Origin of the sequence: Micromonospora sp. NPDC047074, from assembly GCF_040643815.1 — a bacterium.
Taxonomy (GTDB): Bacteria; Actinomycetota; Actinomycetes; order Mycobacteriales; family Micromonosporaceae; genus Micromonospora.
This window is the reverse complement of the sequence record NZ_JBEYVB010000061.1, coordinates 1-25,251: the sequence shown is the minus strand read 5'-3', so window position 1 is coordinate 25,251 and position 25,251 is coordinate 1. Positions and strand designations below refer to the sequence as shown.

General features: G+C 74.4%; 21 protein-coding genes and 1 pseudogene. 9 read left to right on the top strand and 13 right to left on the bottom strand.

The features are described 5' to 3' along the window. Positions 1 to 1,086: alpha/beta hydrolase (locus tag ABZ809_RS33385; RefSeq protein WP_357566643.1), on the top strand; the 1,086-nt coding region annotated here is incomplete at its 5' end. A 124-nt stretch (positions 1,087 to 1,210) separates the two neighbouring features. On the opposite strand, the gene glmS is transcribed toward ABZ809_RS33385, so the two are convergent. Further along, positions 1,211 to 3,124: a glutamine--fructose-6-phosphate transaminase (isomerizing) gene (gene glmS, locus ABZ809_RS33380; protein WP_357566642.1), complete on the bottom strand. Its 1,914-nt coding sequence runs from the start codon at positions 3,122 to 3,124 to the stop codon at positions 1,211 to 1,213. Between the two features lie 193 nt (positions 3,125 to 3,317). On the opposite strand from glmS, the gene ABZ809_RS33375 reads away from it, so the two are divergent. Further along, positions 3,318 to 4,511 carry a pyridoxal phosphate-dependent aminotransferase gene (locus ABZ809_RS33375; RefSeq protein ID WP_357566641.1) on the top strand — a complete coding sequence of 398 codons (1,194 nt, stop codon included), beginning with the start codon at positions 3,318 to 3,320 and terminating at the stop codon, positions 4,509 to 4,511. A 20-nt stretch (positions 4,512 to 4,531) separates the two neighbouring features. Here ABZ809_RS33375 and ABZ809_RS33370 read toward each other — a convergent pair whose 3' ends face one another. Beyond that, entirely contained in the window at positions 4,532 to 5,137 is a 606-nt protein-coding gene (locus tag ABZ809_RS33370; protein ID WP_357566640.1) for a helix-turn-helix transcriptional regulator, read from the bottom strand. Between the two features lie 74 nt (positions 5,138 to 5,211). Between ABZ809_RS33370 and ABZ809_RS33365 the strand changes: the two genes are divergently transcribed. Then, positions 5,212 to 8,040, top strand: a complete 2,829-nt coding sequence (locus tag ABZ809_RS33365) for an FtsX-like permease family protein (RefSeq protein WP_357566639.1) — start codon at positions 5,212 to 5,214, stop codon at positions 8,038 to 8,040. A 2-nt stretch (positions 8,041 to 8,042) separates the two neighbouring features. Next, the gene (locus ABZ809_RS33360; protein ID WP_357566638.1) at positions 8,043 to 8,792 is read left to right on the top strand and encodes an ABC transporter ATP-binding protein; all 750 of its coding nucleotides are present in this window, start codon (positions 8,043 to 8,045) and stop codon (positions 8,790 to 8,792) included. A 105-nt stretch (positions 8,793 to 8,897) separates the two neighbouring features. Here the strand turns inward: ABZ809_RS33360 and glmM are convergent, their stop codons facing one another. The 7 genes from glmM to ABZ809_RS33325 all read right to left on the bottom strand — a co-directional run bounded on the left by glmM (position 8,898) and on the right by ABZ809_RS33325 (position 14,704). Continuing rightward, positions 8,898 to 10,256 (bottom strand): phosphoglucosamine mutase, encoded by a 1,359-nt coding sequence (gene glmM / locus ABZ809_RS33355; protein ID WP_357566637.1) that lies wholly within the window; start codon positions 10,254 to 10,256, stop codon positions 8,898 to 8,900. Positions 10,257 to 10,366: 110 nt separating this feature from the next. Then, positions 10,367 to 10,831, bottom strand: a complete 465-nt coding sequence (gene rpsI, locus ABZ809_RS33350; protein ID WP_357566636.1) for a 30S ribosomal protein S9 — start codon at positions 10,829 to 10,831, stop codon at positions 10,367 to 10,369. A 20-nt stretch (positions 10,832 to 10,851) separates the two neighbouring features. After that, positions 10,852 to 11,295 (bottom strand): 50S ribosomal protein L13, encoded by a 444-nt coding sequence (gene rplM / locus ABZ809_RS33345; protein ID WP_357566635.1) that lies wholly within the window; start codon positions 11,293 to 11,295, stop codon positions 10,852 to 10,854. Between the two features lie 190 nt (positions 11,296 to 11,485). Continuing rightward, entirely contained in the window at positions 11,486 to 12,871 is a 1,386-nt protein-coding gene (locus tag ABZ809_RS33340; protein ID WP_357566634.1) for a nitrate/nitrite transporter, read from the bottom strand. A gap of 124 nt (positions 12,872 to 12,995) precedes the next feature. Next, positions 12,996 to 13,289: a type II toxin-antitoxin system PemK/MazF family toxin gene (locus ABZ809_RS33335; protein WP_357566633.1), complete on the bottom strand. Its 294-nt coding sequence runs from the start codon at positions 13,287 to 13,289 to the stop codon at positions 12,996 to 12,998. Next, a complete protein-coding gene (locus ABZ809_RS33330; protein ID WP_357566632.1) occupies positions 13,279 to 13,536 on the bottom strand; it encodes a DUF6364 family protein in 258 nt (85 codons plus the stop codon). The genes ABZ809_RS33335 and ABZ809_RS33330 overlap by 11 nt, the downstream gene beginning before the upstream one ends. A gap of 451 nt (positions 13,537 to 13,987) precedes the next feature. Next, on the bottom strand, positions 13,988 to 14,704 hold the full coding sequence (locus ABZ809_RS33325) for a methyltransferase domain-containing protein (RefSeq protein ID WP_357566631.1): 717 nt from the start codon (positions 14,702 to 14,704) through the stop codon (positions 13,988 to 13,990). Between the two features lie 146 nt (positions 14,705 to 14,850). On the opposite strand from ABZ809_RS33325, the gene ABZ809_RS33320 reads away from it, so the two are divergent. The 5 genes from ABZ809_RS33320 to ABZ809_RS33300 are packed head-to-tail and all read left to right on the top strand — an operon-like array spanning position 14,851 to position 22,457. Beyond that, the gene (locus ABZ809_RS33320) at positions 14,851 to 17,025 is read left to right on the top strand and encodes a molybdopterin oxidoreductase family protein (RefSeq protein ID WP_357566630.1); all 2,175 of its coding nucleotides are present in this window, start codon (positions 14,851 to 14,853) and stop codon (positions 17,023 to 17,025) included. Positions 17,026 to 17,027: 2 nt separating this feature from the next. Then, complete coding sequence (locus ABZ809_RS33315; protein WP_357566629.1) at positions 17,028 to 18,467, top strand: FAD-dependent oxidoreductase; 1,440 nt, start codon at positions 17,028 to 17,030, stop codon at positions 18,465 to 18,467. Positions 18,468 to 18,489: 22 nt separating this feature from the next. Next, positions 18,490 to 21,015: a nitrite reductase large subunit NirB gene (gene nirB, locus ABZ809_RS33310; protein WP_357566628.1), complete on the top strand. Its 2,526-nt coding sequence runs from the start codon at positions 18,490 to 18,492 to the stop codon at positions 21,013 to 21,015. 8 nt (positions 21,016 to 21,023) lie between these two features. After that, positions 21,024 to 21,368: a nitrite reductase small subunit NirD gene (gene nirD / locus ABZ809_RS33305; protein ID WP_357566644.1), complete on the top strand. Its 345-nt coding sequence runs from the start codon at positions 21,024 to 21,026 to the stop codon at positions 21,366 to 21,368. After that, positions 21,369 to 22,457 (top strand): uroporphyrinogen-III synthase, encoded by a 1,089-nt coding sequence (locus ABZ809_RS33300; protein WP_357566627.1) that lies wholly within the window; start codon positions 21,369 to 21,371, stop codon positions 22,455 to 22,457. Positions 22,458 to 22,484: 27 nt separating this feature from the next. Here the strand turns inward: ABZ809_RS33300 and ABZ809_RS33295 are convergent, their stop codons facing one another. The 4 genes and pseudogenes from ABZ809_RS33295 to ABZ809_RS33280 all read right to left on the bottom strand — a co-directional run. Continuing rightward, complete coding sequence (locus ABZ809_RS33295) at positions 22,485 to 23,111, bottom strand: ATP/GTP-binding protein (protein ID WP_357566626.1); 627 nt, start codon at positions 23,109 to 23,111, stop codon at positions 22,485 to 22,487. Beyond that, positions 23,092 to 23,457: a DUF742 domain-containing protein gene (locus tag ABZ809_RS33290; RefSeq protein ID WP_357566625.1), complete on the bottom strand. Its 366-nt coding sequence runs from the start codon at positions 23,455 to 23,457 to the stop codon at positions 23,092 to 23,094. The genes ABZ809_RS33295 and ABZ809_RS33290 overlap by 20 nt, the downstream gene beginning before the upstream one ends. Positions 23,458 to 23,548: 91 nt before the next feature. Further along, a complete protein-coding gene (locus ABZ809_RS33285) occupies positions 23,549 to 23,956 on the bottom strand; it encodes a roadblock/LC7 domain-containing protein (RefSeq protein WP_067359650.1) in 408 nt (135 codons plus the stop codon). Next, positions 23,953 to 25,251 (bottom strand): annotated as a pseudogene (locus ABZ809_RS33280) (ATPase); the annotation flags it as partial. The gene ABZ809_RS33285 and the pseudogene ABZ809_RS33280, both read right to left, overlap by 4 nt.

Below are 25,251 nucleotides of genomic sequence, written 5' to 3'. Positions count from 1 at the left end.
GCCGGGCCGCCGCCCGGCCGGCCGGCACCCGGTGCGGGTCCGGCAGCCGTGCGGGCGTGGTGGGCCGGGCTCACCCCGGCGCAGCGGCGCTGGCTGGTCGCGTACGAGCCGGGGCTGGTCGGCCGTCTCGACGGGGTGCCGGCGGCCGACCGCGACCAGGCCAACCGGCTGCTGCTCGGGGCGCAGCGGGACGAGCTGCTCACCGCGCGGCGCCGCCTGCTGGCACGGGTGCCCCGGGGGCCGGTCGAGCTGGCCGGGCTGCTGCGGGTCGAGCGGGCCCTGGCGGGGCTGGACGCGCTGGCCGCCCGCCTCGCCGCCGGTGCGGGGCCGCGGGCCTACCTGCTGGCGCTGGGCACGGCCGGCGAGGGGCGGGCGATCGTGGCACTGGGCAACCCGGACCGGTCGGCGCGCGTGCTGACCTACGTGCCGGGGATGACCGCCGGCCTCGACGACGTGCCCGGCGAGCTGGGCCGGGCGGGCCGGGTGCTCTCCCGCTGCGCCGCCCTGGCACCCGAGGAGGAGGCCGCCGCGGTGCTCTGGCTGGACTACGACGCTCCCGATTTCCTGCACGAGGCGGCATGGCCGGGGCAGGCCCGGGACGCCGGTCCGGCGCTGCACCGGTTCCAGGAGGGGCTGCGGGCGACCCACGACGGGCCGCCGGGCCGGCAGACGGTGCTGGGGCACAGCTACGGCTCGCTGGTGGTCGGCACCGCCGCCCGTGACCACGGGCTGGCCGCCGACGCCCTGGTCTTCGTCGGTTCGCCCGGGGTGGGGGTGGCACACGCCGGGGAGCTGGGCCTGCCGCCCGGGCAGGTCTGGGCGAGCACCGCGCCCGACGACGTGATCCGGCTGGCCCGGCCGCCGGACGAGTTGGTCCGGCGGGCCCTGCTCGACGGGTCGCCATTCGGCAAGGCGCTCGGAGGGCTGCTCGACGCGCCGGGACGCGAGCTGTGGTTCGGGCAGGATCCGTCCCACCCGAGCTTCGGCGGGCGCACCTTTCCCAGCGGCCGGCACGGCCACACCGGCTACTGGGCGCCCGACAATCCGGCCCTGGACGGGATGGCCCGGGTGGTGCTCGGCCGCTGACGGGCCTGTCGAGCTGCCCCGTCCGCGCGACCAGCGAAGCCGGTCGCCGCTGCGTGCGGCAGTCCGGCACGGCGCGGGCCCCGTCCGCCGTTGAGGTGGACGGGGCCCGGCGGGGCCGCTACGGCTACTCGACGGTGACCGACTTGGCCAGGTTGCGGGGCTGGTCGACGTCGTGGCCCCGGGCGGCGGCGATCTCCGCCGCGAGGACCTGCAACGGCACGGTGGTGACCAGCGGCGCGAGCAGCGTCGGCGTACGCGGCACGCGGATCAGGTGGTCGGCGTAGCGGACGACCGCCTCGTCGCCCTCCTCCGCGATCACGATGGTCCGGGCGCCCCGCGCCCGCACCTCCTGGATGTTGGAGACGACCTTGTCGTGCAGCATGCCCCGGCCGACCGGGGAGGGCACGATGCAGATCACCGGGGTGCCCTTGTCGATCAGTGCGATCGGGCCGTGCTTCAGCTCGCCGGCGGCGAAGCCCTCGGCGTGCATGTACGCCAGCTCCTTGAGCTTGAGCGCGCCCTCCAACGCCACCGGGTAGCCCACGTGCCGGCCGATGAAGAGCACGGTCGGCGCGGCCTTCAGGTCGCGGGCCAGCTCCCGGACGGGCTCGATGCGGTCCAGCAGCTCGCGTAGCTTGCCCGGCATCTCCTGGAGCTGGGCGACCACGGCGGCCACCTCGTCGGCGAACTTGATGCCGCGTACCTGGGCCAGGTGCAGGCCGATCAGGTAGCAGGCCACGAGCTGGGTCAGGAACGCCTTGGTGGACGCGACGGCGATCTCCGGCCCGCCGTGGGTGTAGAGGACCGCGTCGGACTCGCGGGGGATGGTGGAGCCGTTGGTGTTGCAGATGGCCAGGACGCGGGCCTTCTGCTCCTTGGCGTGCCGCAGCGCCATCAGGGTGTCCATCGTCTCGCCGGACTGCGAGATCACCACGATCAGCGTGGACCGGTCGAGGACCGGGTCGCGGTAGCGGAACTCGCTGGCCAGCTCCACCTCGCACGGGATCCGGGTCCAGTGCTCGATGGCGTACTTGGCGACCAGGCCGGAGTGGTACGCGGTGCCGCAGGCGACGATGAAGATCTTGTCGACGTCGCGCAGGTCCTGGTCGCTGAGACGGACCTCGTCCAGCATGATCTCGCCGCTCTCGGTGAGCCGGCCGAGCAGCGTGTCCGCGATGGCCTGCGGCTGCTCCTCGATCTCCTTGAGCATGAACCAGTCGTAGCCGCCCTTCTCGGCGGCGGAGGAATCCCAGTCGATGTGGAAGTCCTTGCCGCTGGCGGGCTGACCGGCGAAGTCGGTGATCTCGATGGTGTCGCCGGTGATCAGGACGATCTGGTCCTGGCCGAGCTCCACCGCCTCCCGGGTGTGCTCGATGAACGCGGCCACGTCGCTGGCCAGGTAGTTCTCCCCGTCGCCCCGCCCGACGACCAGCGGCGAGTTGCGCCGGGCGCCCACGACCGCGCCGGGCACGGCGGCGTCGACGGCCAGCAGCGTGAACGCGCCCTCCAGCCGCTGGCAGACCACCCGCATGCCGGCGGCGAGCAACTGCGGCCCGTCGGGGTGGCCGGCGGCCCGCAGGTCGGCCAGCGCGGCGGAGAGCAGGTGCGCCGCGCACTCGGTGTCGGTGTCGCTGGCGAACTGGACACCGTCGGCCTCAAGCTCGGCGCGGAGCTTCGCGAAGTTCTCGATGATGCCGTTGTGGATCACGGCCACCCGGCCGTCGGGGGCCAGGTGCGGGTGGGCGTTGCGGTCGGTCGGGCCGCCGTGGGTGGCCCAGCGGGTGTGGCCGATGCCGGTGGTGCCGTCCCCGATGCCGATCGGGCTGGCCCCGCAGGACGTGGGATCCTCGGCGGCCCGCTCGGAGAGCACCTTCTCCAGGTTGGCCAGCTTGCCGGCCTTCTTCTCGGTCAGCAGTTCGCCGTCGCAGACGATGGCGACACCGGCAGAGTCGTAGCCGCGGTACTCCAGCCGCCGCAGCCCGTCGAGCACGATGCCGAGCGCCGGGCGGGTGCCGGCGTAACCCACGATTCCACACATGGCTCGGAGCCTAACCCAGTTTCGCTCATCGTGCGTGCTCGAAAGCCGGGTAAACAATCATTGAGTCTGAGCGAACAGGTCGGGGTGGCAGCCGCCGTGACGAACCTCCGCACGAGCCACGGAGACACCGCCGGGGAGTCCGGGCGCGTTCCGGGGGATTGAAGCCGCGCCGGGAGTCCGTAGGCTGACGGGCGTGACGACCGCCGACGTGGATCCGCTGGTGGCCCGGATGCGCCCGTTCGGGACGACCATCTTCGCCGAGATGTCCGCCCTCGCCGCCCGCACCGGAGCGGTCAACCTCGGCCAGGGCTTCCCCGACACCGACGGGCCGCCGGAGATGCTGGCCGCCGCGGCGGAGGCACTGCGCAGCGGGCAGAACCAGTACCCGCCGGGCCCGGGGATCCCGGCGCTGCGCGCGGCGGTGGCCGCGCACCAGCGCCGCTTCTGGGGGCTGGAGTACGACCCGGACGGCGAGATCGTGGTGACGGCGGGCGCCACCGAGGCGATCGCCGCGGCCATCCTCGGACTCTGCGAGCCGGGCGACGAGGTGGTCTGCTTCGAGCCCTACTACGACTCGTACGCCGCCTCGATCGCGCTGGCCGGCGCGGTCCGCCGGCCGGTCACGCTGCGGCCCGGCGGCGACGGCCGGTACGCCTTCGACCCGGCCGCCCTGCGCGCCGCGTTCGGCCCGCGCACCCGGCTCGTGCTGCTCAACTCGCCGCACAACCCGACCGGCAAGGTGTTCACCCGCGACGAGCTGGCCCTGGTCGCCGAGCTGTGCCAGGAGCACGACGCGTACGCGGTGACCGACGAGGTGTACGAGCACCTGGTCTTCACCGACGCCGCCGCCGGCCACGTACCGCTGGCGACCCTGCCCGGGATGCGCGGGCGGACGCTGCGGATCTCCTCGGCCGGCAAGACGTTCTCCTGCACGGGCTGGAAGGTCGGCTGGGCGAGCGGGCCGGCGGCGCTGGTCTCGGCGGCGCTGCGGGTGAAGCAGTTCCTCACCTTCGTCAACGCCGCGCCGCTCCAGCCGGCCGTGGCGACGGCCCTGGCCCTGCCCGACGGCTACTTCACCGCCTTCCGCGACGGCATGCAGGCCCGCCGCGACCAGCTCGTCGGCGGGCTGACCGACGCCGGGTTCGAGGTGCTGGCGCCGGAGGGGACGTACTTCGTCACCGCCGACGTCACCGCGCTCGGCGGGCGCGACGGGATCGAGTTCTGCCGCTCGCTGCCCGAGCGGTGCGGGGTGGTGGCCGTCCCGACCCAGGTCTTCTACGACGACCCGGAGGCGGGCCGGCACCTCGTCCGCTTCGCCTTCTGCAAGCGGCCCGAGGTGCTGACCGAGGCCGTCACCCGGCTGCGCCGGCTGACGGGCGCGCGGTGACCGACGCGTACGCCTGACCGTCAGCCGGCGGCCCGGGTCGGGCCGCTCCCCCGCTCCGACCCCGCCCCGTCGGCGCGGGGCGTGCGAAGCCCGGCGAGCACCGCGCCACCGTCGGCGAGCAGGGCGGCCTCGGCGTCGTCGACGAAGGCCAGGTCGGCCTCGACGTGCCGGCTCGCCGCCGAGAGCAGCAGGCCGACCACCGGATCCTCGGCCCGGCGGCGCAGCCCGTCGAGGTTGCGCAGCTCCCGCATCAGGTGACCGCGCTGGTTGCCGAGCACCGCGCGCACGGTCGCCGGCTCGCCGGACCGGGCCGCGGCGGTCACCTTGAGGAAGAAGTCGTCCCGGAACCCACCGCTGCGCGGGCTGGGCTCGGCGAGCCAGCGGCCCAGCTCGGCCCGGCCGTCCGGGGTGATCTCGTAGACCACCCGGTCGGGCTTGACCGGCTGGGGATGTCGTTCGGCCACCACCAGGCCGTCCCGAAAGAGCCGGTCGAGGATCTGGTAGAGGTGCCCGATGTTGAGCGGCCCCCACTGTGGGCCGACCGCCTGCTCGAAGGCGCCCTTCAGCTCGTAGCCGTAGCTGGGGCCGCCGGCGAGCAGGGCCAGGACGGCGTGCTGGATCGCCATGTCACCTCCGGGTCGGGTCTTGCATTGTCACAATGTATCGCGCACAGTGTGCTCAGCACACGGGGAGGCGCGACATGCTCAGTTTCATCTGGCGACAACTTCGCGGCCGTGCGGGACGGTCGGTGGCCCTGCTGGTCGGCGTACTGGTGGCGACCACCGGTTTCGTCGTCCTGACGGGTGCCACCACCACCTCCCGGCTCGACGTCACCGGCACCGTCGAGCGGAACACCGACGTCGCCTACGACATCCTGGTCCGCCCGAAGGGCACCCGCACCCCGCTGGAGGCCGAACGACGGCTGGTCCAGCCCAACTACCTCTCCGGCCTCTTCGGCGGCATCACCACCGCCCAGTACGAGCAGGTGAAGGCGGTCGCCGGGGTGGACGTCGCCGCCCCCATCGCCATGCTCGGCCACTCCACCGCCCCGGTGCCGACCCCGCTGGACCTGACCGGCGCCGTCGACCGCTCGCTCGACCGGCAGGTCATCCGCGTCGATCCCCGGTTCGTCGCCGAGCGCGGCCTCTCCGGCGCGCCGGGCCGGCCCCGCTACGTGTACGTCACCACCCACCCGTTGATCTACCCCAGCCACGACCGGCCCAGCACCAGCGACGCCACCCTCTACACCGACGGGCGCAGCTATCCCTGGTCCGACACGTGCGGTCCATCCCCGCGCGAGGTCCTGCCTGACGGCCGCACCCGGGCCGTCTGCGATCCCCGGTACGCCCTGGGCAGCCCGGGCGCGTACTCGGAGCGCGAGGAGTGGTCGCTGGTGGCCGTGCGGCTGCTCCCCGACGGCCGGTTCGAGGCCGGCGCGGGCGTGCTCGCCGACGGAGGCACGGCCGCCTCGTCCGCCTCCGACCGGCTGCGGATCGCGGTCAACCTGACGGTGCCGCTCCTGCTCGCCGCCGTGGACCCGGCCACCGAGGACCGCCTCGTGGGCCTCGGCGCGACGGTGGTCGACGGGCGGGCGCTGGGCCAGGACGACACGGTGACCATCAAGCGAATGGACGGGGGAGAAATGCACAGCGTGCCGGTGCTCGCGACCAGCCGCCCCTTCGTCGACGAGGAGCTGCGCGCCAGCTTCACACGGCTGCCCGCGGCCCGCCCGGCCGGCGTCGACCTCGTCGAGCTGGAGCGGGCCCTGGGGCGCGGTCCCGAGTTCCCCGCCGGCAACGCTCGCCACGACGTGGCCGCCGCCTGGCGCACCCGGCTCGCCGCGGGCCTCTCCCCGGACGGCTGCTGCTTCGGCCAACTCCAGACAATGGTCCAGGCCGGACCGACGCGGTACGACCGGCTGCCCGACGGCACGCTGCGGGTCGGCACGCTCCCACCGGCCGATCCGGCGGTGTACGGCGATCAATTCACGTTCAACCCCTACCCGCGCCCCTGGCTGACCGGGGATACAGGGGCGAGGTCGCTGCGCAAGCTTCCGCTGAAGAAGGTCGCACCGGGCACCCTGTACCGGAGCTGGCGGGCCGTCGGGGTCTTCGACCCGGAGAAGCTCACCGGCTTCAGCGACCTCGGGCGGGTGCCGCTGGAGACGTACGAGCCGCCGTCGGCGCAGGGTGCGGACGGCGGCAGTCGGGACGCCCTGGGCGGGCGTCCGCTGGAGCCGGGCGGCAACCCGGCCGGCCACCTCTCCGCCCCGCCGCTGCTGCTGACCACCCTGGCCAGCGTGCCGAAGCTGCTGGCGGGCGGCGGCAGTCCGCAACTCGCCGCCCCGATCAGCGCGATCCGGGTCCGGGTCGCCGACGTGGGCGGCTACAGCGAGCGCGGCGCCGAACAGGTCCGGCTCGTCGCCGAGCGGATCGCCCAGGTCACCGGGCTCGACGTCGACATCACGCTCGGCTCGTCCCCCGCCCCGCAGGCCGTCGAGCTGCCCGCCGGTTCGTTCGGCCGGCCGGCGCTGCGGCTGACCGAGGAGTGGTCGGCGCTCGGGGTCGCCTCGGTGATCACGAAGGCGGTGGACCGCAAGAGTGTCGCGCTCTTCGTGCTGGTGCTGGTGGTCTGCGCGCTCTTCCTCGGCAACGCGGTCGCCGCCGCCGTCCGGGACCGCCGGCCCGAGCTGGCGGTGCTCGCCTGCCTCGGCTGGCCGGCCCGGCGGATCGGCGCGCTGATCCTCGGCGAGGTCGCCGCCCTCGGGCTGGCCGCCGGGCTGCTCGCGCTGGCGCTGGCGGTCCCCCTCGGGGCCGCGCTCGGCATCGACGTGGGGTGGCGGCGGGCGCTGCTGGCCGTACCGGTGGCGTTGCTGCTGGCGCTGGTCGCAGGCCTGACGCCGGCCCTGCGGGCCGCGCGCGCCCACCCGGCCGCCGCGCTGCGCCCGCCGGTGGCGACGGCCCGCTGGGTACGCCGGCCGCGCACCCTGGCCGGCCTGGCCCTGGCCAACCTGGCCCGCACGCCCGGCCGCACCCTGCTCGGGGCCGGCGCCCTGGCCATCGGGGTGGCCGCGCTGACCCTGGTCACCGCCGCCGGGTACGCGTTCCGGGGTGCCATCGTCGGCAGCCTGCTCGGCGACACGGTCTCGCTCAGCGTGCGCGGCGCGGACACCATGGCCGCCGTCGCGACGGTGCTGCTCGGTGCCGCCGCGGTCGCCGACGTGCTCTACCTGAACATCCGGGACCGGGCCGCCGAACTGGCCACCCTGCGCGCGGTCGGCTGGAGCGACGCCGCGCTGGGCCGCCTGATCGGGTACGAGGGGCTGGCCCTCGGCCTGCTCGGCGCGGTCACCGGCGCCGGCCTCGGGCTGGCCGGGGCGGCCTGGCTGGTCGGCACCCTGCCCGGCACCCTGCTCGCGGTCGCCGCGTCGGTGGCGGTGGCCGGCGTCCTGGTCACCTCGGTGGCCGCCCTGGTCCCGGCCGCGCTGCTGCGCCGGCTGCCGACCGCACGACTGCTCGCGGAGGAGTGACGATGGAGACGACGACGGTGGGCAGCACGGTCCGGGTCGCCGGGCTGGTCCGGCGGTTCGGGGCCGGCCCGCAGCGGGTGACCGCGGTCGACGACGTGTCCCTGGAGATCCCGGCCGGGACGGTGGTGGCGTTGACCGGGCCCAGCGGCTCCGGCAAGTCGACGCTGCTGCACATGATCGGCGCGATCGAGCAGGTCGACTCCGGCACCGTCGCGGTGGACGACTTGGAGGTCACGGGGCTCGGCCGGTCCGCCCTCACCCGGTACCGGCAGCGGGTGGGTTTCGTCTTCCAGCGCTACCACCTGCTGCCCGCGCTGACCGTGCTGGACAACGTGATCGCGCCGATGCTGCCCCGCCCGGGGCGGGCCGACCACGCCGCCCGGGCCCGGGAGTTGCTCGACGCGGTGGGCCTGGCCGGGCGGGAGCGGGCCCTGCCGGCTCAGCTCTCCGGCGGCCAGCAGCAGCGGGTGGCGATCGCGCGGGCGCTGATGGGTGCCCCCGGGCTGTTGCTCGCCGACGAGCCGACCGGCAACCTCGACTCGGCCACCGGCACGCAGATCCTCGACCTGCTGCTCGACCTGCGCGACCGGCACGGCATGACGATCCTGCTCGCCACCCACGAGCGGGCGGTCGCCGCCCGGTGTGACCGGCTGATCCGGCTCGGCGACGGTCGGGTGGTCGAGGACCTCGACCTCACCGACGGCGAGGATGCCGCCACGAGCTACGCCCGCGCCAGCACCCTGCGCCTCTGACCGTCGGCATGGGCCTGGCCGGCATCCGCGGGTGCGCTCGGCCGCGGGACAGCCCCGGGGCGGCTCGCCCTGGCCGTGGCCGGTACCCGGCGACGGGCGCGCCCGTCAGGCCGACGCCGGGCTCGCCGTCCGGACCTGGTCGGCGATGCGCTCGGCGATCTCGCGGGCGACCTGTTCCGTGGCGGCCTCGACCATGACCCGGACCAGGGGCTCGGTGCCGGACGGGCGCAACAGCACCCGGCCCGTCTCCCCCAGCTCCGCCTCGGCCAGCTCCACCTCGGCGCGGACGGCGGGCGCCGCCGCGCCGACCGTACGGTCCCCGACCGGCACGTTGATCAGCACCTGCGGCAGCCGGGTGACGACGCCCGCCAGCTCCGCCAGGGACTTCCCGGTCGACGCCATCCGGGACATCAGGTGCAGCCCGGTCAGCACGCCGTCGCCGGTGGTCGCGTGCGCGGGCATGACGATGTGCCCGCTCTGCTCGCCGCCCAGCGCCAGCCCGGACGCCCGCAGCTCCTCCAGCACGTACCGGTCGCCCACCTTGGTCTCGATCAACCGGATGCCCTCCCGGGACATCGCCAGGCGCAGGCCCAGGTTGCTCATGACGGTGGCGACCAGCGTGTCCTGGCTCAGCGTGCCCGCCTCCCGCATCGCCAGGGCGAGGATCGCCATCACCTGGTCGCCGTCGACCTCGTCGCCGTCGGCGGTCACCGCGACGCAACGGTCGGCGTCGCCGTCGTGGGCGATGCCCAGGTGCGCGCCGTGCTCGACCACGGCGAGCCGCAGGGCCTCGATGTGGTTGGAGCCGCACTCGTCGTTGATGTTGAGGCCGTCCGGCTCGGCGTGGATGGCGACGACCTCGGCTCCCGCCTCCCGGTAGGCCACCGGTGCCACGTCGGCGGCCGCGCCGTTGGCGCAGTCGACCACGACCTTGATCCCGTCGAGACGGTGCGGCACGGTGCCGACCAGGTGTTGCACGTAGTGGTCGGCGCCGTCGAGCAGGTCGTGCACCCGGCCGACGCCGGCACCGACCGGCCGCTCCCAGGCGGTGGTGGCGTTCGCCGCGACGGCCGACTCGATCTGCATCTCGATCTCGTCCGGCAGCTTGTGCCCGCCGGCCGCGAAGAGCTTGATCCCGTTGTCGGGCATCGGGTTGTGCGAGGCGGAGAGCATGACGCCCAGGTCGGCCTTGGCCTCGGCCGTGAGGAACGCCACGGCCGGGGTGGGCAGCACGCCCACCCGGACCACGTTGGCGCCGGCGCTGGTGAGACCGGCGACCACGGCGGCCTCCAGCATCTCGCCGCTGGCCCGGGTGTCCCGCCCGACGACAGCCAGCGGGGGATGGCTCCGGTCCGACTCGGCGAGTGTGTGCGCGGCGGCGACCGCCACCGCGAGCGCCAACTCGGGCGTGAGATCCGCGTTCGCCCGCCCGCGTACACCGTCCGTGCCGAACAACCGGCCCATACCCGCCAACCTCCGAAGAAACGGTCCAGGAAAGGCGAACGGCCGGGCCACCTCCCGTCGCGGGGAGGCGGACCCGGCCGTCCGTCAGAAGTACAACGCGTCGCTGAGGATCAGCGCTTCGAGTACTGGGGAGCCTTACGGGCCTTCTTGAGGCCGTACTTCTTGCTTTCCTTGACCCGGGCGTCCCGGGTGAGGAAGCCGGCCTTCTTCAGCGCCGGGCGGTCGTCCGGCTCGCTGACGATCAGGGCCCGGGCGATGGCCAGCCGGAGCGCGCCGGCCTGACCGGTGGTGCCGCCGCCACGCAGGTTGGCGATGACGTCGAACGCTTCCGGCTTCTCGGCGGTGACCAGCGGGTCCTTGATCAGCTGCTGGTGCACCTTGCTCGGGAAGTAGGCCTCGAGCTCCCGGCCGTTGCAGGTGATCTTGCCGCTGCCGGGCACGATGCGCACCCGGACGATGGCCTCCTTGCGCCGACCCACGGTCTGGATCGGGCGGTCACCACGCGGCGCGCGGGCGACGGGCGCCGGCGCCTCGGTGGCCTCGGGGGCGACCTCGGTCTCGGTGATGTCGGTCATGCTGTTTCCTTCGCCCGCGCTCACTGCGCGATCTGCTTGATCTCGAACGGCACCGGCTGCTGCGCGGCGTGCGGGTGCTCGGCACCGGCGTAGACCTTCAGCTTCTTGATGAGCTGACGGCCGAGCTTGTTGTGCGGGAGCATGCCCTTGACGGCCAGCTCGATGGCCCGCTCGGGACGCTTGGTCAGCAGCTCGTCGTAGCCGACCTGCTTCAGACCACCCGGGTAGCCGGAGTGGCGGTAGGCGATCTTGGTGTGGCGCTTGTTGCCGGTCAGCGCGACCTTGCCCGCGTTCACGATGACGACGAAGTCGCCCGTGTCGACGTGCGGCGCGAAAGTCGGCTTGTGCTTGCCGCGCAGCAGCGTGGCGGCGTGGGTGGCCAGGCGGCCCAGCACGACATCAGAGGCGTCGATGACGTGCCACTGACGCTCGATCTCACCCGGCTTCGGGCTGTACGTACGCACAGGTATACCTTGTCTCGTCGTCGGTCTGGGGTCGCGCGCCGAGGTTACCGGGCGCGCACGAACGACCAAGCGTACCTTAGGCGGCACGCCTCTGGATGTCGTACAACAGCAGGCAACGATACCCGGCGCCCTGTCGGCAGGTCAAAACGGGGTACCCTCCCGCCCGGCCTGCCGCGGGTCGTGGCGCGAGTCACACCCCGGCCAGCCGGCGCCGGCCCGGCCGCAGGTAGACCAGCCAGGTCACCCCGAAGCAGAGCGCGTAGGCGGCGATGAAGGCGACGTACGCCGCGTCCGCGCTCCCCTGCGCCAGGAAGGACTGCCGGAAGGCGATGTTCACCAGCACCCCGCCGAAGGCGCCGACCGCCCCGGCGATGCCGATCAGCGACCCGGTCATCCGTACGGCCCAGCGCTGGGCCGTGCCCGCCTCCCGCCGGCCGCCGTCCACCGCGGCGGTCGCCCGGGCCCGGAAGATCGCCGGGATCATCTTGTACGTCGAGCCGTTGCCGATCCCGGAGAAGACGAAGAGGGACAGGAAGCCGACCAGGTAGAGCCCGAACGACCGGTCCCGGGCGGCGTACAGCACCAGGGTGGCGCCGGCGGCCATCCCGACGAAGTTCCAGAAGGTCACCCGGGCCCCGCCGAGGCGGTCGGCGAGGTGCCCGCCCACCGGCCGGATCAGCGAGCCGACCAGCGGGCCGAGGAAGGTCAGCCAGGCGGCGTCCACCGGGGTCGGGAAGCGGTCGGCGAACTGGAGCTGGAGCACCTGGCCGAAGGCGAAGCCGAAGCCGATGAACGAGCCGAAGGTGCCGATGTAGAGCAGCGACATGATCCAGGTGTGCGGGTCGCGGGCGGCCTCGCGCAGCGCGCCTGGCTCGTTGCGCGCCCCGGCGATGTTGTCCAACCCCCGGGCCGCGGCGAGCGCGGCCAGCACGATCAGCGGCAGGTACACCGCCGGCACCAGGCGGGGGTACGCGGCCCCCGCCGTCGCCAGCACCGCCAGACCGACCAGCTGCACCGCCGGCACGCCGAGGTTGCCGCCGCCGGCGTTGAGCCCGAGTGCCCGGCCCTTGAGCCGCTGCGGGTAGAACAGGTTGATGTTCGCCATCGAGGAGGCGAAGTTGCCCCCGCCGACGCCGGTCAGGCAGGCCAGCACCATCAGGGTGGAGTAGGACACGCCCGGTTCCAGCAGCACCACCATCGGCACGGCCGGTACGAGCAGCAGCAGCGCGCTGACGATCGTCCAGGTGCGCCCGCCGAAGCGGGCCACGGCCAGCGTGTAGGGCAACCGCAGCGCCGCCCCCAGGGCAGCCGGCACGGCGGTGAGCAGGAACTTCCCCGCCGGGTCGATGCCGTACTCCGGGCCGAGGAAGAGCACCATCACCGACCAGAGGCTCCACACGGAGAAGCCCACGTGCTCGGCGAAGATGGAGACCCAGAGGTTGCGGCGGGCGATCGGCGCCCCGGTCGTACGCCAGAACTCGGGGTCCTCGGGCCGCCAGTCGGTGATGCCGCGTCGCCGCCCGGCGGCGGCCGGGGCGGCCTCGGCCAGGGGTGTGGTGGGGGCCAGTGTGCTCACGGCGACTCCTCCTCGTCGGTACGACCTGGAGGAACGCTAGGAATCCGGGATTACCCCGGGGTGCCCGTCGCGGGTCGGGCCGGAAACGGAGACCGCACCGCTGCCGGATGTCGCCGGTGAGATTTCAGAGTTGTTGCAGGATGCGCAACGCCCGGCCGACCCGCTGCATGGTGTCGGTGTCGGCGACGTCCACGCACTCGGTGAACCACTTCTTCATCGGCGAGGAGAGCCGGTCGGGCATCACCACGTACGCGCCCATCGGCACCGCCAGGGGCGAGTCGCGCAGCAGGGCCTCCTCGACCACCTCGGCCACCATCACGATCGGCACGTCGGTGGAGTTGTAGACGTCGGAACTGATCACCAGGCCGAGCCGTTCCCGGGCGCCGTCGATGCGCCAGACCTCGCCCCTACGCAGCACGCGGGCGCCCGCCGAAGAGCACGTCGTCGACCATGCCCGCCTCGCGCGCGTCGGCGAGGGCGGCGGCTTCGAGGTCGAGCCCGGCCCGGCCGACGGCGGCGGCGTGCGCGGTGAAGACCTCGCGCAACGCCTTCTCCCGGGCCGCCTGGTCCATCCACGCCGACAGGGAGAGCCCTTCGCGTTTGGCGAACCGCCGGGCCTCCTCGATCGTCTCGTCCGAGAACGACAGGGTCACCTTGGCAGTCATGCCGTGCAGACTACCCACCGGTATGACCGCCAGTCATCCCACTTGCCGCCGACCGCCAAACCCAACAAATCACCCATCCTGGCCTCGGCCCTGGCCCTGACCCTGGCCCTGACCCTGGCCCCGGCCTGGCCGCCCGTCGCGGCACCTGGCCGCCGGCATCCCCGGGCCTCGCCCCCTCCCCGTGGGTGGCCGGGCCCCTGTCGAGCTGCCCCATCAACGCGACCACCACCGCCACCACGCCAACACCCACACCCGCGCCACCCGCGCCACCCTGCGCCACCCTGCGCCACCCTGCGCCACCCTGCGCCACCCTGCGCCACCCTGCACCGTCGATCTTGCAGTTTCGGCCCTCGCTTTGGGCGGAATGGGGCTCATGTCGGGGCATGAAGTGCAAGATCGACGAAAGGCTGGGCGGGGCGGGGGCGGGGCGGGGGGCGGGGCGGCAGTTCGGTCAGTCGGCAGGGTTGGTGTCGGGTGCGCGTCGGCCGCCGAAGACGGCGAACCGCCACTGCTTGAAGAAGCAGTCGACGTCGGTCAGGCCCGCCTCGGTCAGCCAGTGGCACTGTGCGGCGACCGGCGACGGCCGGTCGTACGCCATCCGCCCCTCGGCGGCGGCGATCTCGTCGGCGTCGGAGCCCAGCGCGGCGATCCGCGCCAGCCACACCTCGTGGTAGCGCCGGTCCAGCGCCGGGGTGGGCCCGGCCACCTGCTCGGCGTTGACGAACACGCCACCGGGCACCAGCGCCGCCGGCACCCGCCGGTAGAGCTCGCGCTTGCCGGCGTCGTCGAGGTGGTGGACGGCCAGCGCGCTGACCACGGCGTCGTATCGGCCCGCCGGCAGCGGGTCGGCCAGGTCGGCCAGGACCGTCCGGTGGGCCACCCCGCGGGCGCGCAGGTGGTCGGCGGCGACGGCGAGCATGGCCGGCGCGGCGTCGACCAGGGTCAGCCGGATCCCCGGCACCGCCGCGGCGAGCAGCAGCGACAGCAGCCCGGTGCCCGCGCCCAGGTCCAGCACCTCGGGGGTACGCCCCTCGGCGAGCGCGGCCCGCAACGGCGGCGCGGCGACCTCGACGGCCGTGCCGTAGAAGGCGTCGAAGCAGGGCACCAGGCGACGGCGTGCCTCGTCGTAGCTGCCGGCCACCGCGTCGAAGGCCTCGGCCACGTCCATCGTTCCTCCCAGATATCGAGACGGTTTTCTCACATTGTAAACACCGCGAGCCGGCTCGGTGCCCCCGTGCGGTGTGAGCGGCTCTTGACAGGACCGAAACAAACGAGACCCGGACCGGAAACCGCCCGCCGGCACGCTTTGCCGACATGACAGACGGTGCACGGGCCGCGACCGGGCCGGGGCGGACGCCCCGGGAGGTGGCCACGCACTGCCCGTACTGCGCTCTCCAATGCGGAATGACGCTGCGCGAGGAGGCCGGGCGGGTGGCCGTGCTCCCCCGGCAGTTCCCCACCAACCGGGGCGGCCTCTGCCAGAAGGGCTGGACCGCCGCCGAGCTGCTCGACCACCCCGACCGGCTGACCACCCCGCTGCTGCGCGACCCGGCCAGCGGCGAGCTGCGCCCGGCGAGCTGGGACGCCGCCCTCGACCGGATCGTCACCGGCATCGGCGCCGTCCAGTCCGGACACGGCCGCGACGCGGTGGCCGTCTTCGGCGGCGGCGGGCTCACCAACGAGAAGGCGTACGCGCTCGGAAAGTTCGCCCGGGTGGCGCTGCGTACGAAGCACATCGACTACAACGGGCGCTTCTGCATGTCCTCGGCGGCGGCTGCCGGGATGCGCGCCTTCGGCGTCGACCGGGGTCTGCCGTTCCCGCTGGCCGACCTGGGCCGGGCCGACACACTGCTGCTGGTCGGCGCGAACCCCGCGGAGACCATGCCCCCGCTGGTGCGCTGGCTGACCGAGCAGCGCGAACGCGGCGGCCGGCTGATCGTGGTCGACCCCCGGGTCACCGCCACCGCCCGGCAGGCCGACCTGCACCTGCAACCCCTGCCCGGCACCGACCTCGCGGTGGCGAACGCGCTGCTGCACATCGCGCTCACCGAGGGCTGGGTCGACCGGGACTACGTCGCCGCCCGTACCACCGGTTTCGAGGCGGTCCGCCGCGGCGTGGCGGGCTGGTGGCCGGCCCGCGCGGAGGCGCTCTCCGGGGTGCCGGTGGCCGACCTGGAGGCCACCGCCCGGGCCCTCGGCACCGCCGAACGCGTGATCATCCTGACCGCGCGGGGCGCCGAGCAGCACGCCAAGGGCGTCGACACGGTCACCGGCTTCGTCAACCTGGCGCTCGCCCTCGGGCTGCCCGGCCGCCCCGGCTCCGGCTACGGCTGCCTCACCGGCCAGGGCAACGGACAGGGCGGACGCGAGCACGGGCAGAAGGCCGACCAGCTCCCCGGCTACCGGAAGATCGACGACCCGGTCGCCCGGGAGCACGTCGCCGGGGTCTGGGGGGTGCCGGCCGACGAGCTGCCCGGGCCGGGCGTGCCGGCGTACCAGCTGCTGGACTCGCTGGGCACACCCGCCGGGCCGAAGGCGCTGCTGGTCTTCGGCTCCAACCCGGTGGTCTCCGCGCCCCGGGCCGCCCGGATCGAGGGCCGGCTACGCGACCTCGACCTGCTCGTCGTCGCCGACTTCCTGCTCTCCGAGACCGCCGCGCTGGCCGACGTGGTGCTCCCCACCGCCCAGTGGGCCGAGGAGGACGGCACCATGACCAACCTGGAGGGTCGCGTGTTGCGCCGCCACGCGCTGCGCCCGCCGCCTGCTGGCGTCCGTACCGACCTGGCGATCCTCGCCGACCTCACCACCCGCCTCCGGACGTTAGGAAGGGCACCTTCCTATACGGAATCCGATAAGAAGGTGCCCTTCCTTACACCCCTCCAGGGTGGGGCGGACGCCAGCGACCCGCGGGTCGTCTTCGCGGAGCTGCGGCGGGCCTCGGCCGGCGGGATCGCCGACTACGGCGGGGTGAGCTGGGAACGGATCGACGAGCGGGACGGCGTCTTCTGGCCCTGCCCGACCGAGGACGGCCCGGACACCCCCCGGCTCTTCGCCGACCGCTTCGCCACCCCCGACGGGCGGGCCCGGTTCCACCCGGTGGAGCACCGACCGGCGGCCGAGGAGGTGTGCGCCGAGTACCCGTTGCACTTCACCACCGGCCGGGTCCTCGCGCAGTACCAGTCCGGCACCCAGACCCGCCGGGTCGCCGCGCTGCGCCGGGCCGCCCCGGACGCGTTCGTCGAGCTGCACCCCGACCTCGGCGCGCGGCTGGGCGTCGGCGACGGCGAACCGGTACGGGTGGTCTCCCGCCGGGGCGAGTTCTGCGCGCCCGCCCGGCTCAGCACCGCGATCCGGCCCGACACGGTCTTCGCACCGTTCCACTGGGGCGGCGCCGCGCGGGCCAACTCGGTCACCAACGACGCCGTCGACCCGGTCTCCGGGATGCCGGAGTTCAAGATCTGCGCCGTCCGGCTGGAGAGGGTGGACTGACCGTGAGCGAAAGCGTCGTGATCGTCGGCAACGGGATGGCCGGTTCCCGGTTGGCCGGCGAGCTGCACGCCCGGGGCGGGGACCGGAAGGTCACCGTGCTCGGCGCGGAGCCGCACCGGGCGTACAACCGGATCATGCTCTCCACCCTGCTGGCGGGCAAGATCGGCGAGCCGGACGTGGAGCTGGCCGAGGCCGCCGGGCAGGGCGTCGACCTGCGTACCGGGGTGACGGTCACCGCCATCGACCGCGCCACCGGCACGGTCCACACCGACGACGGCGACCGCATCGCGTACGACCATCTGGTGCTCGCCACCGGCAGCCAGGCCGTGGTGCCGCCGCTGCCCGGGCTGGACGGGCCGGGGCTGCCGGAGCGGGTGGTGCCGTTCCGCACCCTGGACGACTGCCGCCGGATCCTCGCCGTGGCCGGCGGCGCGCGCAGCGCCCTGGTGCTCGGCGGCGGGCTGCTCGGGCTGGAGGCGGCCCGCGGGCTCGCCGCCCGAGGGCTCGACGTCGGGGTGGTGCACCCGGTGCCGTACCTGATGGAGCGGCAGCTCGACCCGGCCGGCGCGGCCGTCCTGGCCGGCACGCTGGCCGGCCTCGGGGTGACCACCCACCTGGCCGTGTCGGCCACCGCGGTGGTCGCGGACGCCGACGGGGTCCGGCTCGACCTGGCCGACGGCCGGTCCCTCACCGCCGACCTGCTGGTCCTCTCCTGCGGGGTACGCCCCGACACCGCCCTCGCCCGCGCCGCCGGCCTGGCCGTGGAACGGGGCGTGCTGGTCGACGACCGGCTGCGCACCAGCGACCCGCGGATCTCGGCAATCGGCGACTGCGTCCAGCACGACGGCAACCTGACCGGGCTGGTCGCCCCGGCCTGGGCGCAGGCCCGGGTGGTGGCCCAGGTGCTCACCGGGGAGGACCCGCAGGCCCGCTACCGGCCCCGGCCGGTGGTGACGCGGCTCAAGGCGGCCGGCATCGACCTCGCTGCCATGGGTGACCCGGGTGACGGCGGGGCCGGCGAGGAGCTGACCTTCGCCGACCCGTCCCGGGGCACGTACGCCCGGCTGCGCATCCACGACGAGCGGTTGACGGCCGCGATCCTGCTCGGCGACAACCCGGCGGTCGGCACGGTCATCCAGCTCTTCGACCGGGGCCAGCCGGTGCCGGCCGACCGGCGCTCGCTGCTGCTCGGCCGGGCGTTCGGCGCGACGGCGGGTGCGCCCGCCGCGACGCCGGCCCTGATGCCGGACGCGGCGACCGTCTGCCAGTGCAACAACGTCAGCAAGGGAACGCTGGTGAGCTGCTGGCGTTCCGGGGCCCGGACGGTCGACGCCGTGGTCGCCGCGACCCGGGCCGGCACGGGATGCGGGAGCTGCCGGGACGCGGTCGCCGGCATCGTCGGCTGGCTGTCCGAGGTGGATTCAGTGGAGGTGGCGCGATGAGCGAGCGGAGCGGAGTGCCGTCATGAGCGAGCGGATCAGCAGGTTGGTCGTCGTCGGCAACGGCATGGTCGGGCAGCGCTTCGTCGACGCGCTGCGGGCCCGCGACCCCGAGGGGCGGTGGCGGGTCACCGTGCTCGCCGAGGAGACCCGCCCGGCGTACGACCGGGTGCGGCTGTCGGCGTTCTTCGACGGCGTGGGCACAGCGGAGCTGAACCTGCACACCCCCGACGACGGGGTGGAGCTGCGCCTGGGCGAGCCCGCGACGGCGATCGACCGGGAGCGGCGGCTGGTGCGTACCGCGACCGGCGAGCACCCGTACGACGCCCTGGTGCTCGCCACCGGCTCGTACGCGTTCGTGCCGCCGGTGGCCGGCGCGGACCTGCCCGGGGTCTTCGTCTACCGGACGCTGGACGACCTGGAGGCGATCCGGGAGCACGCGCGGGGCCGGCGGACGGGGGCGGTGATCGGCGGCGGGCTGCTCGGGCTGGAGGCGGCGAACGCGCTGCGCCTGCTCGGGCTGGACACCGGCGTGGTGGAGTTCGCGCCCCGGCTGATGCCGGTGCAGGTGGACACGGCCGGTGGCGCGATGCTCCGCCGGTACGTCGACGAGTTGGGCGTCACCACCCACCTGGGCGTGGCCACCACCGCCGTGCGGCCCGGCCCGGACGGCACGGTCGCCGGGCTGGAACTGGCGGACGGGACCGTGCTCGACGCCGACCTGGTGGTGGTCGCGGCGGGCATCCGGCCCCGCGACGAGTTGGCCCGGGCGGCGGGCCTCACCCTGGGCCCACGCGGCGGCGTACTGGTCGACGACGCCTGCCGGACCGCCGACGAGCGGATCTGGGCGGTCGGCGAGTGCGCGGCGGTCGACGGCGTCTGCCACGGCCTGGTCGCCCCCGGGTACGCCATGGCCGAGGTGGTCGCCGACCGGCTGGTCGGCGGGGCGGCCACCTTCCCCGGCGCGGACACCGCCACCAAGCTGAAGCTGCTCGGCGTGGACGTGGCCTCGTTCGGCGACGCGCACGGCACGACGCCGGGCTGCCTCGACGTGACGTTCACCGACCCGGCCACCCGGGTCTACGCCAAGCTGGTCCTCTCCGACGACGCGAAGACCCTGCTCGGTGGGGTCCTGGTCGGCGACGCGAGCGCGTACCCGACGCTGCGGGCCAGCGTCGGCGGTCCGCTGCCCGGGCCGCCGCTGGCGCTGCTCGCCCCGGAGGGCGCGGCGGGCGCGGGGGCCGGCGCGTTGCCCGCCACCGCGCAGGTCTGTTCCTGCAACGCGGTGACCCGCGCCGACATCGACACGGCGATCGCCGGCGGCTGCGCGGACGTGCCGGCGCTGAAGGCGTGCACCCGGGCGGGGACGAGCTGCGGCTCCTGCGTGCCGATGCTCAAGCAGCTCCTCGACGCGGCCGGGGTCCGGCAGTCCACCGCGCTCTGCGAGCACTTCGACGCCAGCCGGCAGGAACTCTTCGACATCGTCCGGGTCCGGGGCATCCGCACCTTCTCGCAGCTCATCGCCGAGCACGGCAGGGGGCGCGGCTGCGACATCTGCAAGCCGGTGGTCGCCTCGATCCTCGCCTCCCTCGGCACCGGGCACGTGCTGGACGGCGAGCAGGCGTCGTTGCAGGACACCAACGACCACTTCCTGGCCAACCTGCAACGCGACGGCAGCTACTCCGTGGTGCCCCGGATCCCCGGTGGCGAGATCACGCCGGAGAAGCTCATCGTGATCGGCGAGGTGGCCCGGGACTTCCAGCTCTACACGAAGATCACCGGCGGGCAGCGGATCGACCTGTTCGGGGCCCGGGTGGACCAGCTACCGCAGATCTGGCGCCGGCTGGTCGACGCCGGCTTCGAGTCGGGCCACGCGTACGGCAAGGCGCTGCGGACGGTGAAGTCCTGCGTCGGTGAGACGTGGTGCCGGTACGGGGTGCAGGACTCGGTCGGGCTGGCCATCGCCCTGGAGTTGCGCTACCGGGGACTACGCGGTCCACACAAGATCAAATCAGCGGTGTCGGGCTGCGCCCGCGAGTGTGCCGAGGCGCGCAGCAAGGACTTCGGCATCATCGCCACCGAGACCGGCTGGAACCTCTACGTCGGCGGCAACGGCGGTTTCCGGCCCCGGCACGCCGACCTCTTCGCCACCGACCTGTCCACCGAGGCGCTGATCCAACTGATCGACAGGTTCCTCATGTACTACATCCGCACCGCCGACCGGCTGCAACGCACCGCCGCCTGGATCGAGGCGATGGACGGCGGGCTGGACCACCTCCGCGCGGTCATCGTGGACGACTCGCTCGGCCTGTGCGCCGAACTCGACGCCGCGATGGCCCGGCACGTCGTCTCCTACTCCGACGAGTGGCGCGACGTGCTGGAGGACCCGGTCCGGCTGCGCCGGTTCGACTCCTTCGTCAACGCCCCCGAGGTGCCCGACCCGTCCATCACGTTCGCCCTGGAGCGGGGCCAGCCGGTCCCGGTGGGCCGGGCACCGGCCGGCGAGGGCCGGCAGCCGGTCACGCTGGGCATGCCGGAGGTACGGCGATGACCACCACGATGCCCAACCCGACGCGCACCTGGACGCCGGTCTGCCCGCTCGACCGGCTGGACCCCGACCGGGGCGTGGCCGCGCTCGTCGACGGCGTGCAGGTGGCCCTCTTCCACACCACCGACGGGCTGTTCGCCGTCGGCAACCTCGACCCGGTCGCCGGGGCGTACGTGATGTCGCGGGGGATCGTCGGCAGCAGGGGCGGGGTACCGACGGTCGCCTCCCCGCTGCACAAGCAGGTGTACGACCTGCGTACCGGGGTCTGTCTGGACCTGCCCGGGGTCGCCGTGCCCCGGCACGAGGTGCGCTGCCGGGACGGCCTGGTCGAGGTGCGGCTGCGACAGGAGGAGTGAATGCGCGACGAACTGGCCGGCTTCACCATCGGAGTGACCGCCGACCGGCGGCGGGACGAACTCGCCGCGTTGCTCCAGCGGCGGGGTGCCCGGGTGGTGATCGCCCCGGCCCTGCGGATCGTGCCGCTGGCCGACGACACCGATCTGCGGGAGGCCACCCGGGCCTGCCTGGACCGGCCGCCGGACGTCGTGATGGCCAACACCGGCATCGGGATGCGCGGCTGGCTGGAGGCGGCCGAGGGCTGGGGGCTGGCCGAGCCGCTGCGCAACGTGCTCGGGGGCGCGTACGTGGTGGCCCGGGGCCCCAAGGCGCGCGGGGCCATCCGGGCCGCCGGCCTGCACGACCAGTGGTCACCGGACTCGGAGAGCTGCGAGGAGGTGATCGAGCACCTGTGCCGGCGCGGAGTCGCCGGGCAGGTCGTCGCCATGCAACTGCACGGCGAGCGGCAGCCGGAGTGCACGCTGGCGTTGGAGGCGGCCGGGGCCACCGTGATCGAGGTGCCCGTCTACCGCTGGGCGCCACCGACCGACCCTGCCCCGCTGCACCGGCTGATCGACCTGGTCGCCGGCCGGCTGGTCGACGCGGTCACCTTCACCTCGGCCCCGGCGGCCGAGGCGCTGCTGCGCGCCGCCGGGGACCGCACCGACGTGGTACTCGACGCGTTCCGCGGTGACGTGCTCGCCAGTTGCGTGGGCGCGGTCACCGCGGAACCGCTGCTCCGGCGCGGGGTGCCGGTCAGCGCGCCGGCACGGGCCCGGCTGGGCGCCCTGGTCCGGACCATCGTCGACGAACTGCCACGCCGCACGGTCACCCTGAAGGTGGCCGGCCACCTGCTGACCCTGCGCGGGCACGCCGCCGTGGTCGACGGCGAGCTGCGCCCGCTCGCGCCGGCACCGATGGCCGTGCTCCGGGCGCTGTCCACCTCCCCCGGTCGGGTGCTGTCCCGCACCGCGCTGTTGCGGACCCTGCCGCGCGGGGCCGACGAGCACGCCGTGGAGATGGCGGTGGCCCGGCTACGCGCCGGGTTGCGCGCGCCCCGGGTGGTGCAGACCGTGGTCAAGCGTGGCTACCGCCTCCGGGTCGACTGACGCGACCCGGAGGCGGTAGCCGCTCGCTCAGCGGCCGACCGGAGCCGGGAAGCCCCGGCCGTGCTCGGCCTCGAGGCGGAGCATGGCGTGCTCCACGACCGTCACCAGCACCTGCTTGACCGCGTCGCGGTGCCGGGCGTCGGTCAGCACCAGCGGGACGTCCGGCGAGATGGCCAGCGCCTCGCGGACCTCCTCCAGCTCGTACTGCGGCGCGCCGTCGAAACGGTTCAGGGCCACGACGTACGGCAGCCTGCGGTTCTCGAAGTAGTCCAGTGGCGCGAAGGCGTCGGTGATCCGGCGGGTGTCCACCAGGACAGCCGCGCCCACCGCGCCCTTGATGATCTCGTCCCACATGAACCAGAACCGCGTCTGACCCGGCGTGCCGAAGAGGTACAGGATCAGGTCCTCGGCCATGGTGATCCGGCCGAAGTCCATGGCGACCGTGGTGGTCTGCTTCCCCGGCACCTTGGAGGGGTCGTCGATGCCCACACCGGCCGCGGTCATCACCGCCTCGGTCCGCAGCGGTGTGATCTCCGAAATCGCGCCGACCAGGGTCGTCTTGCCCACGCCGAAGCCGCCGGCGACCACGATCTTCGCGGAGACGATTCCCCGTTTCTGGCGGGCCCCGGCGGGGTCATAGCCTGCGAAGTCCACTTAGCACCCTTCCAAGGATTTCCATCCGCTCCTCGAACCCCTCGGCGGGAGCGGCAGTGTGTAGCGTCAGCAGGCTCTCGGCCACCATGTCGGCGACCAGCACCCGGGTGACGCCCAGCGGCATCCGGGTGTACGCGGAGATCTCGGCCAGCGACTGTGCCCGGCCCTCACAGACGGTGGCGATGCGGTGCTTGTCGTGCCCGGCGAAGCGGGCCTCCGCGGCCTGGGTCGGGGTGGCCGTCAGGACCGCCTCCAGGGCGATGTCCATCCGGGCCTCTGTCCGGCCGCGGGTGACCGCGTAGGGCCGTACCAGCGCACCACGCGGGTCCACCCGCCGTTGGTCCATTGACGATCACCTCCTCTCCCGGCCGGGGCCCTGGGCGGGCACCGGATCTTTCTCGTTCCTGGCGACGCACGGTTTGCGCGTCGCGCACCCGCTAGGACCGCACCGCGTCCCGGGGCAGCGGCACCAACGCCGCACCGACGCGCTCGACCAGCAGCGCCATCTCGTAGCCCACCTGGCCGACGTCGCAGCTGCGCGCCGCCAGCACCGCCATCGACGACCCGTCGCTGATCGACATCAGGAACAGGTATCCGCTGTCCATCTCGATGACCGTCTGCAGGACGCCACCGGCACTGAACATCCGCGCCGCGCCCTCGGTCAGGCTCACCACACCCGAGGTGATCGCGGCCAGCTGGTCCGCCCGGTCCGCGGGCAGGTCCCGCGAGGAGGCGAGCAGCAGCCCGTCGGCGGACACCGCCACCACGTGGGCGATCCCCGCCACGCTGTCGGCGAAGTTGGTGAGCAACCAACTCATGTCCTGCATGGCCGCTGGCCTGTTCATCGACTCGTCTCCTTGGTCGAGGTGCTGTTCTGGTCCGTACCTGCCGACCGGCCGCGCTGCACCCCACGGTGGTAGGCCGACAACAGGCCCCGAACTTCGTCGGGGGTACGCCGGCTGCGGTCGCGGCCGGCCCGGGGCTCGATCCCGCCGGGCACGAGCTGCGCCTGCGGCACCCGCTTCGGCAGTCCGGAGCGGGTGGTGCCGGCAGCGGCGGGTTCGGCCGCCTGGCTGGCCCGGGACCAGCCTTCGTCGGCCGCCGTCCGCCAGGCGGACGGGTCGATCGGGGCGGCCGCCGGGGGCGGCTCCGCAACCGGCGCCGCAGGTGGTGTCGTGGGGGGCGTGGCCGGCGGCCCGTACGAGGACGGTGCCGACTGCGCGGGCGGCGGGGTGGCGGTGCTGCCCGGCGTACGCGTGGGCAGCTTGGGCCCGCGGGCCGCCGCCTGCGGGGCCGGGGTCGGCGTCCCGGCGGCCGGCGTGCCACCGGTCTGCTGGGCCGACTGGCTGAAGTCCGGGCGGGTGAAGATGGCCGTCGCCTCGTTACCGTGCGACCGGAACCACACCGCCTCCATCTCCCGGAAAATCGGGGCCTCGGCCGGCAGCTCGGGACGTGGGGTGATCGGAGCCGCCGGGGCGGCCGGGGCCGTGGCGGCCAGACCGGCTCCGAGGCCACGGCCGGCGTTCGGGTCGGTGCCGAAGCCGGCTCCCCGGGCCCCGGGCAGGCCAGCCGACAGCCCGGTGATGGCCGGCGCGCCGGCGACCGGGCCGACCGGCAGCGCCGAGGTGCCCGCCGTGGCCTCCCCGCCGGGGACACGCTTGGGCAGCGGATCGACCGTGGGGTAGGCGACGGTCGGCCCGCCGGCCGAGAAGCCACCGCTGGTGAAGGCCGGCTGGGCAGGGGCGGCCGGGTGCGTTCCGGCCAGGCCACCGGCCTGCACCGGCGCCGTGGTGTCCCGCGCCTGTTCCGGGGCCTGCCAGGGTGCCGGGGCGGCGGACCGCCACTGCTCGGTCAGCGTGGCCGAGGCCGTGCGCCCGGCGCCGACCGTCGGCTCGCCCCGGCCGGCCGGGGCGAACGGCGCCTGCTCGACCGCGAGCGGTTGCCGGGGCCGGGTGATCTGCTGGTCCCGGCTGTGCACGGGCGGCAGCACCACGGTCGAGGCGGGGAGCGTCACCTGGGCGACGGTGCCGCCCTCCACGTTGCGGCGCAGCTCCACCCGGATGGCGTAGCGGGAGGCCAGGCGGCTGACCACGGCCAGACCCATCAGCCGGAACGCCGCGACGTCGACGCTCGGCGGGGC

Coding starts and splice junctions, on each gene's coding strand:
- glmS (WP_357566642.1), bottom strand. CDS start 3,124: ATGTGTGGAATCGTGGGTTACGCCGGCACCCGCCCGGCGCTCGGCATC.
- ABZ809_RS33370 (WP_357566640.1), bottom strand. CDS start 5,137: ATGGCGATCCAGCACGCCGTCCTGGCCCTGCTCGCCGGCGGCCCCAGC.
- ABZ809_RS33365 (WP_357566639.1), top strand. CDS start 5,212: ATGCTCAGTTTCATCTGGCGACAACTTCGCGGCCGTGCGGGACGGTCG.
- ABZ809_RS33360 (WP_357566638.1), top strand. CDS start 8,043: ATGGAGACGACGACGGTGGGCAGCACGGTCCGGGTCGCCGGGCTGGTC.
- glmM (WP_357566637.1), bottom strand. CDS start 10,256: ATGGGCCGGTTGTTCGGCACGGACGGTGTACGCGGGCGGGCGAACGCG.
- rpsI (WP_357566636.1), bottom strand. CDS start 10,831: ATGACCGACATCACCGAGACCGAGGTCGCCCCCGAGGCCACCGAGGCG.
- ABZ809_RS33330 (WP_357566632.1), bottom strand. CDS start 13,536: ATGACTGCCAAGGTGACCCTGTCGTTCTCGGACGAGACGATCGAGGAG.
- ABZ809_RS33325 (WP_357566631.1), bottom strand. CDS start 14,704: ATGGACGTGGCCGAGGCCTTCGACGCGGTGGCCGGCAGCTACGACGAG.
- ABZ809_RS33320 (WP_357566630.1), top strand. CDS start 14,851: ATGACAGACGGTGCACGGGCCGCGACCGGGCCGGGGCGGACGCCCCGG.
- nirB (WP_357566628.1), top strand. CDS start 18,490: ATGAGCGAGCGGATCAGCAGGTTGGTCGTCGTCGGCAACGGCATGGTC.
- nirD (WP_357566644.1), top strand. CDS start 21,024: ATGCCCAACCCGACGCGCACCTGGACGCCGGTCTGCCCGCTCGACCGG.
- ABZ809_RS33300 (WP_357566627.1), top strand. CDS start 21,369: ATGCGCGACGAACTGGCCGGCTTCACCATCGGAGTGACCGCCGACCGG.
- ABZ809_RS33290 (WP_357566625.1), bottom strand. CDS start 23,457: ATGGACCAACGGCGGGTGGACCCGCGTGGTGCGCTGGTACGGCCCTAC.
- ABZ809_RS33285 (WP_067359650.1), bottom strand. CDS start 23,956: ATGAACAGGCCAGCGGCCATGCAGGACATGAGTTGGTTGCTCACCAAC.